Below are 14,903 nucleotides of genomic sequence, written 5' to 3' on the forward strand. Positions count from 1 at the left end.
TATGCGATCCACCCCTCACTATAACCTGGAAAAGACAGGCGGTCAGGCGAAGCTCTCCCTGAACGGTGACTGGACCGTTCATACACTGGACCATGTCGAACCCGAGCTTCGCCAGCAAGATCTGGAGGGAGCAGATCGTCTCATTGTAGAACTGTCTGACGTGGGCCGTTTCGATACAGCAGCCGCCTTTGCGCTCGACAGGCTGGCCCGACATGCCGGCATTGATAGCATTGATGTCGAGGGCGGCTCCTCAGGCATGCGCCATCTCATTGAGCAGGCGCAGGCACTGAGGCCCGAAGAAGAGGGCTGGGCCCGGCAGAAATCGTCCTTCGGCATGGTCGACCTGCTTGAGCGGACGGGCCGTGCAACGAACCATTTCACCAACGAAGCCGTGAACCTGCTGGCCTTTTTTGGTGAGACCATAACCTCAATGGCCATGGTGATCGTCAAGCCGGCCAGGATGCGCTGGACAGCGCTGTTCTCGGTCATGGAGGATAGCGGGCTGGATGCTTTGCCAATTGTCGGTTTTCTGTCGTTCTTCGTCGGCATGGTTGTGGCTTTCATCGGCGCGACCACGCTGGAGGCCTTCGGGGCCACGATCTTCACGGTCGAGCTTGTCGGCATTGCCGTTCTGCGGGAGTTTGGTGTGATCCTGACAGCGATTATCCTGGCCGGCAGGACCAACTCGGCCTTCACGGCCCAGATTGGCGCCATGCGGATGCGTCAGGAAGTCGATGCCATGCAGACCCTCGGGCTGGATCCGATGGATGTGCTCGTGGTGCCGCGCGCCTTCGCCATGGTGGTGATGACGCCCGTCCTCACCCTCATCGCGATGTTGTTCGGGATTGGCGGTGGCGCGTTCGTCAGCTGGCTGGCGCTCGAGATCAATCCGACTGTGTTCTTCAACCGGCTACAGGATATCGTGCCGCTACAGCATTTCTGGGTTGGCATGTCCAAAGCGCCCGTTTTCGGCATGATGGTTGCGCTGATCGGCTGCCGTCAGGGCCTTATGGTCGGCGGTAGCGTTCAGTCGCTGGGCAGGGCGACAACACAGTCCGTGGTGCAGGCCCTGTTCGCCATCATCGTGATCGACGCGCTGTTTGCCATCTTCTACATGGAGCTTGGCCTGTGAGCGAAGATGTTGCCATCCGCATAAGGGGCCTCAAGACGGCCTATGGTAGTACGGTTGTCCACGAGAACCTCGATCTCGATGTGCGCCAGGGCGAGGTGATCGGAGTGATCGGCCCGTCGGGCACGGGCAAGTCCGTTCTTCTGCGGGCGATTGTCGGCCTGAAAACACCGGAGGACGGCACTGTCGAGGTCTATGGAGACGATGTCACCGGGCTGCAGGGCGATGCGATGCGGCGTGTGCAGGACCGTTGGGGCATCATGTTCCAGGACGGCGCGCTGTTTTCCAACCTGACCGTCCGTGAAAACGTCATGGTGCCGATGAAGGAACATACGCGCCTGTCAAAGGACTTCATGATGCAGCTGGCCGACCAGAAATTGCGGATGGCAGGGCTTCAGACTTCGGCGGGAGACAAGTTCCCGTCAGACCTTTCGGGGGGTATGCGCAAACGTGCCGCGCTTGCCAGGGCGCTCGCCCTCGACCCGCCCATTCTCTTTCTGGATGAGCCGACCGCCGGGCTCGACCCGATTACTGCGGGGGCTTTCGACAAGCTTGTGAGGGACTTGCAGCGCGCCCTGTCCCTGACAGTGTTTCTTGTGACTCACGACCTCGATACGCTTGCCGCAACGTGTGACAGGATCGCGGTTCTTGGCGAGAAACGTGTTATTGCAACCGGCACCATGAAAGAGCTGCGCGCAATAGATCATCCCTGGTTACAGGATTATTTTTCCGGCCCGAGGGGCCGGGCAGCAGAAACCGGAGCGAGCTGATGGAAACACGTGCCAATTACGCAATGATCGGGGCGTTCGTCATATTCGCCGCCATCGCCGGCCTGGGTTTCGTCCTGTGGCTCGGCCAGTCACAGTTCAATCAGGAATTCGATGTTTATGACATTGTCTTCGAGGGGCCGGTAAATCTCGAAGAAGGGGCATCTGTCCGGTATATCGGGATCAAGGTTGGTGAAGTTGAGAGCGTAGCCATCGACCGGAACGATGCTTCGATGGTGCGCGCCCGCATACGGGTTGATACCGAAACCCCCGTCAAGACGGACTCGACCGCCAGTATCGAACTGGCGGGTATTACCGGGGTAACGTTCATACAAATCAATGCCGGGTCCCCGAACGCGCGTAATCTGTCTGCTGCTTCTGATGATCGTGTGCCGGAAATTGAATCGGTGAACAGTCCCGTCGCGGCGCTCCTGTCCAGCGGGACCGAAGTCATGGGCCGGGCCACGATTGCGCTTGAGCGCGTCGACAAGCTCCTCAGTGAGGAGAATGTCGAGTCGGTTACACGCACTCTTCAGAATATCGAGGCGATTACGGCGTCTATCGGTGGCGATGGAGCGATCTCCGATGATCTCTCCTCGACAATGGCTGCGGTGAGCGATGCGGCGCGGAGCATTGAAGAGGCGTCAGATACGGTCTCCAGGATCGGCCAGAACGCCGATTCAGAAATCGTGCGGATCGGCAGCGAAATCTCTGCCCTGATCGCTGACCTCGAAGAGATGTCGGCTTCGGCGCAGACCAGCATAGAGTCGAGCGAGAAAGCGATAAGTGCCGCAGCAGATGTCATTGAAGGTCCCGCTACGGATGCGGTTACGGATTTCAGCCTGATCGCCCAGGACCTGCGTGTCCTGATCCGCCGCATGGACCGTCTCGTACGAGAACTCGAACAGAACCCGCAGGGTTTGCTGCGAAGTGATCCTGTACCCTACGAAGGAGACCGGCAATGAGATTGAAACTGCCGCACCAAGCCCGGTTCTGGCTACTGCCTGCATTCCTGAGTGTATCAGGATGTGTCTCGGTGCTGCCTGAGCAGCCAAAGCCCCAGGCCGTTTATCGTCTGGCAGAGCCCGAGCGACAGGTCCCGGTTGCCGCAACGCTCGTCGTCCGAGAACCGGATGCCCCCCGCCTGCTGTCCAGCCGTAATATCGCCTCTGAAGGTCCACAGGGCGGTTACCAGATTGTGCCGGGGGTGGCGTGGGCGGACCGTGCCACACGTCTTTTTCAGGTCACGATGATCGACAGCTTCAGTGCCGGCGGCAGCGGTTTTGCTGTTGATAACGGCACGGGCATAAGCGGGGATTATGAGCTCTACTGGCGCCTGCACGACTTCAACCTGCAAGGCAGCGAGGGCGTCTGCCGGCTCAGTCTGACACTTATGGACGGGAGCAATCGTAAACCCATCGCCCAGTACAGCGCCTCGGCGCGTGTCGGCGCGAGTGGCACGGGTCCGCTAGCGCGGGCTCGCGCCCTGGCGGAAACAGGACGTGACTGCGTGGCAGAGGGCGCCCGGCAGGTTTCGGATAAAATAAGCCAGGATTTTACGCCTGAAGGCTAGGCGACATTCCGCTCGTGGCCATGCTCGCCCGTGTTCACCGGCAGGAAGATGGAAACCATTGTCCCTTTGCCCGGTTCGCTTGCGAGAGTGAGCTTGCCGCCATGCATTTCGGCGAATGACTTGGTGAGTGCCAGACCAAGCCCCGTACCATCAGTATTCCGTTCGCGTGTTTCCTGAACCTGTTCGAACGGGTTGGCGAGGCGGGGCAGGTGTTCCTTCGGGATGCCGACGCCGGTATCCCTCACAGCAACACGGATAAAGTCTCCCCGGCGCTGGACAGCAACAGTGATACGTCCGCCTGCATCCGTAAACTTGATCGCGTTCGAAAGGAGATTGAGCACCATCTGGCGAACTGCGCGGTGGTCGGCATCAATGTTGGGCAGGCCTTCTTCGGTGCGCATCTCAAGCCGGATCCCCTTGTCCTCGGCCTTGCGCCGGATCATCCGGACGGCCGCATCGACAGGGTCAACCAGATCAACGGGCTTTGGATCGATCGTCATCTTGCCAGCCTCGATCTTGGCGATGTCGAGAATGTCGTTGATCATGTCCAGCAGGTGGCGGCCAGAGGTCAGGATGTCCTTGGCGTACTCTCCATAGCGCTTGTCGCCCAGCGGACCGTACATCTCGTTGACCAGGATTTCCGAGAAACCGTTAATGGCATTCAGCGGTGTTCGGAGTTCATGGCTCATATTGGCCAGGAAGGCGCTCTTGGAATTAGCGGATTTTTCGGCTCGGCCCTTCTCTTCATTGTACTTGCGCGCAAGCTCTGCCTTGTGGCCTTCCGACTTCTCAAGGTCCTGCACGAGTGTCTTGAGCTTCTTCTGCTGCTGTTGGAGCTGGTGCTCGTTGCGCACATCATTGGTCACATCGATGCCAAAGCTGACCAGGGTGCCAGCGGCTGTCGTCTGTTCGACGAGTTTGATCCAGATGTTGCTCTTCAGTCCGATAAGCGTGGTGGCGGAGTCTTCCTGGCTCGCTGATTCGCTGCTGGCCTGAGCGCTGCGGGCGATGGCGACTGTTTCATGTTTTGCCCCTGGCCGCAGAACCGAGGAAAGGTCAAACAGCTCCTCATAGGCCCGGTTCCAGAAGAAAAGCCGCCTGTTATTGTCGAACAGGGCAAACGGGCAGGGAAAGCTCTCGATAGCGTTTCTCAGCCTGGTGTCTGCTGTGCGCTGACGTTCGCGCAGGCGCATGCTTGCGGTCACGTCCATGACGACACCGCTCAGAAGCGAGCGGCCATTTACGCCACCAGCCTCGCGGCTGCCACGCAGCTCCATCCATTTTCCACCATCCGAAGCCCTTGTCGGGGCCTGGATGGAGAAGGGAGTGCCTGTGCCGGCTTCCGCGAGCGCTTCCATGATGCTGTCGTGATGTGAAGATGAGAAAGACCCGAGGAATGCGGCGCGCGAAATTTCTCCTGAGTCGGGCCAGCCGAGCAGTCTGGCCGCAGTATCGCTGATCCACGCTTGGCCATCTTCAGGTCTAAGCGTCCAGAAACCGAGCGCAGCATTTGTGGCAGAAGCTTCCAGGCTGTTTTCCTGTGAGCCTGGAGACCTGGCAGCTTCGACAAGCGGTGCGGACCGGCCGGACTGCCTGTAAACACCCATCAAAGCCAGGGCTGCGGCGATAACGGCGAACAGCCCCAGCAACAGGTTCAGCCCCATCCCTGGCGTAACGAGCGGGCTGTTTCGGGACAGGCAGAGAGAGAAGTCAGCACCTGCGAGTGCAGCACATGAGGTTGCCGAGCGCGTCAGCGGAAACTTGTAGCGAAAGCCGTTGCCTTGCTGCACGAGCTCACGGCTCGGGGGCAATACGCTTCGGTTTCCGGATGAGACGGCCGCGTCTCCGTATAGCAGAACGCGGGAATCACGGTCGGGAGCCTGAAGCCAGTGGCGCGCCTCTACGGATGCGACGATGGCGGTTCCGACAGTCGGCTGATAGCTTATGACAAGTCGCCCATCATCCAGAAGTGTGACCCTCTGTCCTTCAGCAGACAACTCTGCGGCTTTCCGTGCCGCCTGCACGAGTGTGTCATTGCGGCTTTCAAGAGCGGTGTCGAGACTTGCGATCCGATCCAGCCCCGCATCCTGGGCGGATATCTCCCTGATAGCCGAGCCGGCACGAATCTCATTCTCGATATACTCGCCAGCGCGATCCACCTTGCGGTTCAGGCTCGCGCCAAGAAGTAACGTGTCGCGCTGCAGGATCTGTAGCTCTTCAGCCTTGCGCGCCTGGAAATTGTTCCAGAGCATCAGGCCGAGAACCCCTGCCAGCAATATCAGGGTCAGCAGCAGGATGCGGCCGAAGCCAGCTCCTGAGCGCTGGCTTCCACGATCCTTGACTGATCTTGTTGTCTGGCGGGTAAGTGCCAACGCTTGATGCCCCTGACGCGAAGTGCAAACCGAGCCCTAAACTCGTAATAAATGTTTGCACTTGCGTTAATGCGGGACAGTCATTGTTTAGTCCAGTGCCCGGGCAAGAATATCCGTGGCATGTTTGGACAAACCGTGGGCTCTCAGTTCCTCAAGAACTTTGCCTGCACTTGCCCGTGCTACGGGTTCTAGCTTTTTCCATTGCTCGAAACTGGTCAGGAGGCGTGCGGCCAGGGCCGGGTTGAGCTTGTCGACCCGCTTGACGATATCCGCGACAACCTCGTGGCCAGCCCCGTCCGGGGTATGGAAGGCGGCGAGGTTTGTCATCGAGAACGCTGCGGCAACAGAGCGGACCCTGTTCGGATTGGACAGGTCGAAATCAGGATGTGCTGAAAGCTTGCGCGCGTCTGCTGCACTGCCTTGCCCGGCCTGGACAGCGAACCACTTGTCGACGACGAGCGGATTGTCTTTCCAGCGGTCATAGAATGCTGCAAGCGCATCATCCCTTGCCTTGCCCGGTATGGAAACCATGGCGCGGAGGCAGGCAAGGCTCTCGGTCATGTTGGTCGCCGAATCAAAGAGCTGCTTGAGTTCATCGGCGGCCTCGCCCGTACCGAGTGCGCCTGTCAGGCCGATCATGGCGGCACGCAGGGCACGTGTGCCGGCCTGTTCTGCGCTCGGCTCGAACGGGGCCGGGGAATCTTCCTCGAGGATTTTCCGGCGGTCGGCTTCCATCGCTTCGGCGAGGGCGTGGCGAAGGCGCTTGCGCGCATCGTCCAGCCCGGCAGGGTCTACAGGCTCACGTTCCTGGAAGAGTTCGCCAATGTCCGGCACGACGGTGAGCAACGCGGCGTAGGCTGGATCATGGGCATGCTTGCGTACGGCCGCGGCCAGGGCATTCACGAAATCAGAATCCGGTGGGGATTGCGGATTGTCGACCAGCCGGAAGATTTCCGCCTTCGCAAGTGACTGGAAACTGTCCCAGATATTGAACGGATCCGTCTCGGCAGCAGCCAGCGCCAGCAGGGCAGGCTGGTCCAGTCCGCGTTTCAGGCGGACAGGGGCACTGAACTGCCTGTTGAGAGACAGGATCGGGCGTTCGGAGCCGGCGGGGAGCTTTGCGGTGAAGACAGCTTCAGACTTGTCCAGGACGAGGACGTTCTCTCCGTCCTTCCAGCCATCGGCTGTGGCGTGGCCGCCTTGTCCGTCAAGCAATGCCGCACGCAGCGGAATGGGCACGGGCTGCTTTTCCGGTTGTTTCGGTGTCGCAGGTGTCGATTGTTTCAGCGTCACGGAAAGCGTGGCCGTTTCGGCGTTCCAGTCCTCTTCGACCGTCAGCTCAGGAGTGCCGGCCTGGACGTACCAGATGCGGAACTGGCTGAGGTCCTGCCCGGAAGCCTTCTCGAAGCAGCTGTAAAAATCCTCGATGGTTGAGGCTGTGCCGTCATACTCATCGAAATAGATCTGCATACCCTTGGCAAAGGCCTCGTCGCCAATCAGCACGGTCAGCGCACGGATCAGTTCTGCCCCCTTCACATAAACCGTAGCGGTATAAAGGTTGTCGATGGAGCCATAGGCCTGTGGACGCACAGGGTGGGCGAGGGGGCCTGCATCCTCGGCAAACTGGCGGGCGCGCAAGGTCATGACGTCCTTGATGCGCTGCACTGGCCGTGACCGCAGGTCGGAGGAAAACTCCTGGTCGCGGAAAACGGTCAGGCCTTCCTTCAGGCACAGCTGGAACCAGTCCCGGCACGTGATGCGATTACCGGTCCAGTTGTGGAAATATTCGTGGCCGACAATGCTCTCGATGGCCTCGAAATCGGCATCTGTCGCGCTCTCAGCGCTCGCAAGCACATATGCGGAGTTGAAGATGTTGAGGCCCTTGTTCTCCATCGCGCCGAAATTGAAGTCCCGTACGGCGACAATATTGAATACGCCGAGATCGTAGGCCCGGCCAAAGCGTTCCTCATCCCACTTCATGGCCGTCTTCAGGCTCTCCATCGCCCATTCGGCGCGCTCAGCCTGCCCCTTGTCGACATAGACGCCCAGGTCGACATGGTCGCCATTCATTGTCGTGAAGCTGTCGCGCCAGATATCATAATCGCCAGCACAGAGCGCGAAGAGGTAGGACGGCTTGGGATGGGGGTCATCCCACTCGGCATAGTGGCGGCCATCTTCCAGATCCCCGGCATCGCCCGGCGTGCCATTGGACAGCAGGACCGGGTACTTCGCCTTGTCAGCATCCATTCGGACATGGAAACGGCTCATCACGTCCGGCCGGTCTGGCCAGAAGGTAATGCGGCGGAACCCTGTCGCCTCACACTGCGAGCAGAAGCGCCCGGCGGACATGTAGAGGCCGGAAAGGGCGGTGTTCTTTGACGGATCGATCGTGACATCCGTTTCAAGGATGAAGCTGTCGGGCACACCCGGTATGGTGAGCACCTCCTCCTCGAGTGTGTAGTCGGCGGGCGTGAGTTCGCGGCCATCAATAGCGACTGTATTCAGCTTCAGTCCAACCCCGTCCAGGACAAGCTCACCCGGCGCGCGGCGCTTTATATTAATGCGTGCGCGAACGCGCGTGGCTTCCGGCTCGAGCGAGAAGTCGAGATCGGCATGCTCGATGTCGAAAGGGTAGGGCGTGTAATTGTCCAGCTTGACCGAAACCGGTGTGTCCGTGCGCATTGATGTGCTGTCCTGAAATTGCCTGTAACGTCAGGTCAAGATAGGGCGCTGCGCGCATTGTCTCAATTGCAGAACTGGAATGTTTGGCAGCTATTCAGCAGCCATCTTGGGCGAGTCCGTGATTTCGTAGACATGCCGAAGGATCAGCTGGCATTCCCGAACGGTTTTCTTGACCTCGTCAGGCATGCCTTCATCACTTTCCGAGGCCAGTTCGGCCATGGCACGGCATACTTTCAGCATGCGTGGCGCATTCACGAGAAGACGGGCCTGGTACTCGATCTTCTGCGGGTCACGGTCATATTCAGAGCCCGGCACACGCCAGCCGCCCCAGTCGTTCTCGTCCGTCATGATGACAGGGAACGTGCCGGGATAGGGGTGCGAGGAGGTCTGTTCGCTCTCTTGCCAGCGATTCCTTGCGCGCTGTATTCGCCAGTACTCAAGATTGAGGTCGGCATCATCATTCTTCCGGTCCCGGCCATTCATGACGTCTTCCGACACCAGCTCACCTGCCGTGAATTCCCGTCCGAGCCCGACTTCGTAAGTGACGCGAAGCGGTTCCTCGACATCCTTCACCCAGTGCGGTTTCACCTTCTCGACAAGGGCCCATGTCCCGACGGGTTTGACGAATACGCGCTGCGCCTTGTGAAAAAGAGCTTTTGCCATGCCTGAACTCCCAACTTGACGAGCCTTGTGTCACATCCAGTTTGAGGCAGGGTGAAGCAGGTGTTTGAAATTTCATCTATCACGAAGATTTCGCCTTCCGCTGCGAGACGGCTTTCCGGCGCAACGCAGTCAGCTATGATAGGCTTCAGACAGCATATCAAGGGAGACGGGGTCGTATGAATTTCGACTTTTCAGAAGACCAGAAATTTCTCGCAGGCGAAGCGCGTAAATTTCTTGAGAACAGGTGTACCACCGCGCATGTGCGTGAAGTCCTCGACGATGAAAACAAGTCCCATAATGAGGACGTATGGAATCAGGTCGTCGAAATGGGCTGGCTTGGCACAGCCATTCCGGAAGAATATGGCGGTCTCGGGCTCGGTATGCTCGAGCTTTGCGTCATTGCTGAGGAAATGGGCCGGGCCCTCGCACCGGTTCCTTTCGCTTCCACGGCATACTTTTTCGCTGAAGCATTGAAAATCGCAGGGTCGGAAGACCAGAAGAAGGACCTCCTTGCGAAAGTCGCCAGCGGCGAAATCGTCGGCTGCTATGCCGCCAGCGAAGGGCCGGGCAACCCGGATGCCTCGAAGCTGTCTGTCAGCTTTGATGGCTCGAAAGTCAGCGGCACCAAGATTCCCGTAACCGATGGGGATATCGCCACCCACGCCATCGTCCTTGCCAAGGAGGGCTCCGGGGCGAGCCTCGTCCTCGTCGACCTGACCGGCGATGGCGTGACGCGCAAACCGGTGCAGACGCTGGAGCCAACGCGCAGCCACGCTGAAATCAAGTTTGATGGCGCACCCGGCACACGCATCGGCCCAGCCGGACAGGCCGCGGACCTTAATGACGCCATCCTGAATCGTGCGGCTGTCCTGCTGGCATTTGAGCAGCTTGGTGGTGCCGACCGCTGTCTCGAGATGGCGACCGAGTTTGCCAAGGAGCGCTTTGCCTTTGGTCGCCCGATTGGCGGCAATCAGGCGATCAAGCACAAGCTTGCCGAGATGTATGTGAAGAATCAGGTTGCCCGTTCCAACAGCTATTACGGGGCCTGGGCGCTGTCGACGGATGCTGCCGAGCTTCCAGAGGCGGCTGCTGCTGCAAGGCTGGCCTCTAGCGACGCGTTCTGGTTCGCCTCCAAGGAGAACATCCAGACACATGGCGGCATGGGTTTCACCTGGGAGGTCGACTGCCACCTGTTCTACCGCCGTGCCAAACTGCTCGCCGTTCAGGCTGGCGCGCCAAAGATATGGAAAGAGAAGCTGGTGAGCGCCCTCGAGCGCAAGAACGCAGCCTAAGGAGGATCTTGGATCATGGACTTCAACGATACACCCGAAGAAGCAGAGTTCCGTGCAGAAGCTCGCGGCTTTCTCGAGAAGCACCTGAAGCTGAAGGACGGCGCAGGCGGCCGGCACCGGTCGACTGACGACTTTCTGAAACGCGCCAAGAACTGGCAGAAGACCAAGGCTGAGGGCGGTTTTGCCCAGATCACCTGGCCCAAGGAATGGGGCGGGCGTGGCGGCACGTCGATGCAGCAGGTCATCTGGAACCAGGAAGAGGGCAAGTTCGACGCCCCCACCGGCCCGTTCGCTATCGGGCTTGGCATGTGTGTGCCGACCGTCATTGCTTTTGGCTCTGATGACCACAAGAAGCGCTATGTCGAGAAGGCGCTGCGCGGCGAGGAAATCTGGTGCCAGCTATTTTCTGAGCCGGCCGCCGGTTCTGACGTCGCAGGCGTCAAGACCCGGGCCGTCAAGGATGGCGACGAGTGGGTCATCAATGGCCAGAAGGTCTGGACGACAGGCGCGCATTTTTCCGACTATGGCATCGTGCTGACACGCACCGATCCGAAGGCGCCGAAACACAAGGGCCTGACCATGTTCATCGTGGACATGAATGATCCCGGCGTCGAAGCCAAGCCGATCCATCAGGCCTCTGGCGGACGTGAGTTCAACGAGGTCTACTTCACGGATGTCCGGATACCAGACTCCGACCGTCTCGGCGAAGTCGGCGAAGGCTGGAAGGTGGCGCTCGTCACCCTGATGAATGAACGCCTCGCCGTTGGCGGCTCGCCGGGACCGGACTGGAAGGAGATCATGGATTATGCCCGCGGCAAGGGCACGCTCAGCGATCAGGCCTTCCGCGAGAAGCTGGCCGACTGGTATGTCGCGGCCCAAGGCTACAACCTGACCAAGTTCCGCACCCAGACGGCCCTGTCGCGGGGCGGTACGCCAGGGCCGGAAAACTCCATCGGCAAGATCATCACGGCCAACCAGTTGCAGGATATCTGCAACTCCGCGATCGAGATGCAGGACCATTACGGCATCATGAACGATTCCGAGACGATGCCGGCCAACGCGATCTTCCAGCAGAGCTTCATGTGGGCTCCGGGCCTGCGGATTGCTGGTGGCACGGATGAAATCCTGAAGAACATCATTGCCGAACGTGTCCTTGGTCTTCCGCAGGATGTGCGTGTCGACAAGGACGTCCCCTTCGAGACGCTCAAACAGGGCTGATCGGTTTCCTTGTGCATTCCGGCCGGGCCGCATAGGCTCCGGCCGGAATGACACGCTTCCAGGAGACCTTCCGAATGAAACCAGTCCTCGCATCTGCCGGGCTTGCAGCCCTGGCCCTTGCCGTGCCTTACGCGATCGCTCAGGAAGCTGCCGCGCCTACACAGGAAACGGCCCAGCCCCAGGCGGCCGGACAGCCATCCACGACCATTGTAAACGCCTTGAATGGCTTGCATGTCATCGTCCTGGAGGATCAGCAGGGGGGCATGGCGTCTATCCGTAACGAGCAGGGCGACGATTCCCTGATTGCTTTCCTGCGTCCCGCGGCAGCTGAAGCGGCCCGCCAGGAACCGGCCGTGAGCAATATGACGCCCGGAACAGTGCCCCTTCTGGCCTTGCTGACGGCCTGGGATGGCCCGGTGATGTTCGAGGGTGGCGCAGAAGAGGTCGAGCAGGCGAATGCGCTGGATGAAAGCGGCGAAGGCTTCGGTGCACCGGTCTTTTTCGTCACGGCAGACGGTAAAGAGACCCAGATCGATACGGGAAATGGTCCGGCGACACCGATTTTGCTGAGCTATCAGGATGCGCAGGGGATGGCGTCTAACCTGAAGCAGCAGGGCTTCGATGCGGAAACGATCGAGATCGTTCCGCTCGAGTTCGGTTCTGTGCTCCAGCAGCTCAACGCGACCAGTAACGGCGGCAGCTACAAGGTTTTCACGCATCCGGAGACAGTGGAAATGATCCAGTCAGCAGCGGCCCAGGCAGACGGGGCAGCATCACAATGAACGCCGAATTCCGCGAGATTGAAGCGAATGGGATAACCCTTCGCGTCGCTGTTCAGGGCGAGGGGCCGCTTGTCCTGTTCGTTCACGGCTTTCCGGAAAGCTGGTATTCTTGGCGCCATCAGCTCGATGCTGTTGCTGCGGCCGGTTACACGGCAGCTGCGCTTGATGTGCGTGGCTATGGCGGTTCCGAAAGGCCGCAGGCGGTTGAAGCCTATGACATGGAAACGATCACGAAGGATGTTGCCGGCGTTGCGCATGCGCTCCAGCCCGACGGGCCTGCTGTGGTGGTGGGTCATGACTGGGGCGCGCCGATTGCCTGGAATTCTGCGCTTCTGTTTCCCGATCAGTTCAGGGCAGTGGCCGGTCTGTCCGTGCCCTATATTCCACCGGGTGAGAAGCCGGCCATCCAGGTCTTCCGCGAGTTTTTCACGGCCCGGAACATGTTTTTCTACCAGGTCTATTTCCAGGACATCGGCCCGCCCGAGGCCGAACTGGAAACCGATCCGGCTGCGACCATACGGAAGTTCTATTACGCAATCTCCGGGGATGCGCCGGAAGGCACATGGCCGACCGACAAGAGGCATGGTGATACGCTCCTGCACCGACTGCCGGACCCGGACATGCCCCTCCCCTGGCTCAGCAAGGAGGATGTTGCTTACTATGCATCCCAGTTCGAACATTCCGGCTTTCGCGGGCCGCTGAACCGCTACCGGAATCATGAACGCGATCATGCGTTCCTGACAAAGCTCGAGGATCACAAGATCTATCAGCCAAGCCTGTTTATTGGCGGCACGAAAGATCTGGTCCTGAAAATGTTTCCCGGTGATCCTGTTGAGGCGATGAAGCCGAACCTGCCGGGTCTGATGGGCGCGCACCTTCTTGAAGGTTGCGGGCACTGGACCCAGCAGGAGCGGCCAGCCGAGGTCAACAGGTTGCTGACCGACTGGCTGGCCAAGCTTTAGCTATTCCTTGTTGAACAGCGCCATTGCGGCGGCCGTCATGGCCTCCACGCCGGTTTCGATGGTCGGTTCGGGGTCCGGGGCGAAGAAGGGTGAGTGCAGGGACGGCAGGGACTCGCCGCCATTCTGTGCCGCTTCATAGGCTTCTGGCGCAATGGCACCCAGCCAGAAGATCAGGCTTGGCACGTTTTCTTCCGTCCGGCTGTACTGCGAGAAATCCTCACCGCCCATTACGGGCGTGACTTCGCTGACATTGTCCTCGCCGATCGCCTGGCTGATCGCAGCCATGGCTTCGCTCGTCAGATCAGGATCATTATAGGTCGACGGCGTGTAGTCGGAGTCGATCCGGATTTCCGGTTCAGGTGCGCCATACGCTTGCGCCTGGCCTTTCGCGATGCGTTCGATCCCGTCGAGCAGCAGCTGGCGCGTCTCATCGTCATAGGAGCGAACGGTCAGCAGCAGTTCGGCGGCATCGGAAATGATGTTGTGCTTGGCGCCCGCCTTGAAAGAGCCGACGGTGACAACCGCGGGTGTCTGTGGATCGACATTGCGGGCCACAAGTGTCTGGAGGCCCATCACGATGTTCGAGGCAATCACCACCGGGTCTTTCGCGGTGTGCGGATAGGCCCCGTGGCCGCCAACCCCTTTGACGTGAATGTCCACGCTGTCGACATTCGCTAGTGCGTAACCGGAGGAGTAGGAGACCGTCCCGGCCGGAGCCGAAGCGGAGACGTGAAGCCCGAGATTGTAATCTGGCAGGGGGAAGTCCTCATACAGCCCGTCCTCGATCATCGCCTTGGCACCAAGGCCAAGCTCCTCGGCCGGCTGCGCGATCATGACGAGTGTGCCGGACCAGTCATCCTTGTTGGCGATCAGCTCGCGGGCGGTGCCGACCCAGTTGGTCATGTGGATATCGTGGCCGCAGGCATGCATGACCGGGCTTTCAACCCCGGTCCAGGTCATGCTTGTCACCTCTGAAGCATAGTCCAGGCCGGTTTGCTCAGGCACGGGCAGGGCATCCATGTCGGCCCGGATCAGGACGGTCGGTCCCTCTCCATTCTCATAGACACCGACGACCCCATAGCCGCCAACACCTTCACGCACCGTGCCTTCGTCCTCGGTCGATTTCTGGCGGACCCATTCATCGCCCAGCCCCTTGGTGACACTGAAGCCAAGGCTCTCAAGCTCGGTTGCGAGAATGTTGGCCGATGTCTGCTCCTTGAAAGACAGCTCCGGATTGGCATGCAGCCAGGTGTACAGGTCCAGAAGTCCTGTTTCGGGGGTCGGGGCCTCCTGAGTGGTTGTTGCCTCCTGCGCGATTGCGACAGGTGTTGCGGCCATGAAAGCCACGGCGGAGGCGGATGCGAGCAGACGGGTCCAGCGCTTCATTCTAGTTTCCTTCCCGGAGTTGACTGGGAAGCAGACTATCAGATCGTTCCAGCTCTTCCAGTCCGGGAATAAAGACG

At 59.7% G+C, this 14,903-nt stretch carries 12 protein-coding genes; 8 read left to right on the plus strand and 4 right to left on the minus strand.

Annotation, left to right across the window (positions count from 1 at the left end; all coding sequences use genetic code 11):
• The first annotated feature begins 1 nt into the window (after position 1).
• From Q1K31_RS15480 to Q1K31_RS15495, 4 genes are read left to right on the plus strand one after another with little or no spacing between them, the layout of a single operon-like run.
• On the plus strand, positions 2 to 1,132 hold the full coding sequence (locus tag Q1K31_RS15480) for an ABC transporter permease (protein WP_300381530.1): 1,131 nt from the start codon (positions 2 to 4) through the stop codon (positions 1,130 to 1,132).
• A complete protein-coding gene (locus tag Q1K31_RS15485) occupies positions 1,129 to 1,899 on the plus strand; it encodes an ABC transporter ATP-binding protein (RefSeq protein WP_300381532.1) in 771 nt (256 codons plus the stop codon). Before Q1K31_RS15480 ends, Q1K31_RS15485 begins: the two co-directional genes overlap by 4 nt.
• On the plus strand, positions 1,899 to 2,861 hold the full coding sequence (locus Q1K31_RS15490) for an MlaD family protein (RefSeq protein ID WP_300381535.1): 963 nt from the start codon (positions 1,899 to 1,901) through the stop codon (positions 2,859 to 2,861). The genes Q1K31_RS15485 and Q1K31_RS15490 overlap by 1 nt, the downstream gene beginning before the upstream one ends.
• Positions 2,858 to 3,469 (plus strand): ABC-type transport auxiliary lipoprotein family protein, encoded by a 612-nt coding sequence (locus Q1K31_RS15495; protein ID WP_300381538.1) that lies wholly within the window; start codon positions 2,858 to 2,860, stop codon positions 3,467 to 3,469. Before Q1K31_RS15490 ends, Q1K31_RS15495 begins: the two co-directional genes overlap by 4 nt.
• Here the strand turns inward: Q1K31_RS15495 and Q1K31_RS15500 are convergent.
• From Q1K31_RS15500 to Q1K31_RS15510, 3 genes are all read right to left on the minus strand, one after another.
• Complete coding sequence (locus tag Q1K31_RS15500; protein WP_300381541.1) at positions 3,466 to 5,841, minus strand: PAS domain-containing sensor histidine kinase; 2,376 nt, start codon at positions 5,839 to 5,841, stop codon at positions 3,466 to 3,468. The genes Q1K31_RS15495 and Q1K31_RS15500 overlap by 4 nt on opposite strands.
• An 87-nt stretch (positions 5,842 to 5,928) precedes the next feature.
• Positions 5,929 to 8,523: an aminopeptidase N gene (pepN, locus tag Q1K31_RS15505; RefSeq protein WP_300381544.1), complete on the minus strand. Its 2,595-nt coding sequence runs from the start codon at positions 8,521 to 8,523 to the stop codon at positions 5,929 to 5,931.
• Between the two features lie 90 nt (positions 8,524 to 8,613).
• Positions 8,614 to 9,186, minus strand: a complete 573-nt coding sequence (locus tag Q1K31_RS15510) for a hypothetical protein (RefSeq protein WP_300381546.1) — start codon at positions 9,184 to 9,186, stop codon at positions 8,614 to 8,616.
• A 176-nt stretch (positions 9,187 to 9,362) separates the two neighbouring features.
• On the opposite strand from Q1K31_RS15510, the gene Q1K31_RS15515 reads away from it, so the two are divergent.
• From Q1K31_RS15515 to Q1K31_RS15530, 4 genes are all read left to right on the plus strand, one after another.
• The gene (locus Q1K31_RS15515) at positions 9,363 to 10,478 is read left to right on the plus strand and encodes an acyl-CoA dehydrogenase family protein (RefSeq protein ID WP_300381549.1); all 1,116 of its coding nucleotides are present in this window, start codon (positions 9,363 to 9,365) and stop codon (positions 10,476 to 10,478) included.
• 15 nt (positions 10,479 to 10,493) lie between these two features.
• On the plus strand, positions 10,494 to 11,696 hold the full coding sequence (locus Q1K31_RS15520; protein ID WP_300381551.1) for an acyl-CoA dehydrogenase family protein: 1,203 nt from the start codon (positions 10,494 to 10,496) through the stop codon (positions 11,694 to 11,696).
• A gap of 74 nt (positions 11,697 to 11,770) precedes the next feature.
• Positions 11,771 to 12,478, plus strand: a complete 708-nt coding sequence (locus Q1K31_RS15525; RefSeq protein WP_300381555.1) for a hypothetical protein — start codon at positions 11,771 to 11,773, stop codon at positions 12,476 to 12,478.
• Positions 12,475 to 13,440, plus strand: coding sequence for an alpha/beta hydrolase (locus tag Q1K31_RS15530; protein WP_300381558.1), 966 nt, complete (start codon positions 12,475 to 12,477; stop codon positions 13,438 to 13,440). Before Q1K31_RS15525 ends, Q1K31_RS15530 begins: the two co-directional genes overlap by 4 nt.
• Here Q1K31_RS15530 and Q1K31_RS15535 read toward each other — a convergent pair whose 3' ends face one another.
• Positions 13,441 to 14,826 carry an amidohydrolase gene (locus Q1K31_RS15535; protein WP_300381561.1) on the minus strand — a complete coding sequence of 462 codons (1,386 nt, stop codon included), beginning with the start codon at positions 14,824 to 14,826 and terminating at the stop codon, positions 13,441 to 13,443. It abuts the gene before it with no gap.
• Positions 14,827 to 14,903 lie beyond the last annotated feature (77 nt).

Source organism: Henriciella sp. (genome assembly GCF_029936995.1).
GTDB lineage: Bacteria > Pseudomonadota > Alphaproteobacteria > Caulobacterales > Hyphomonadaceae > Henriciella.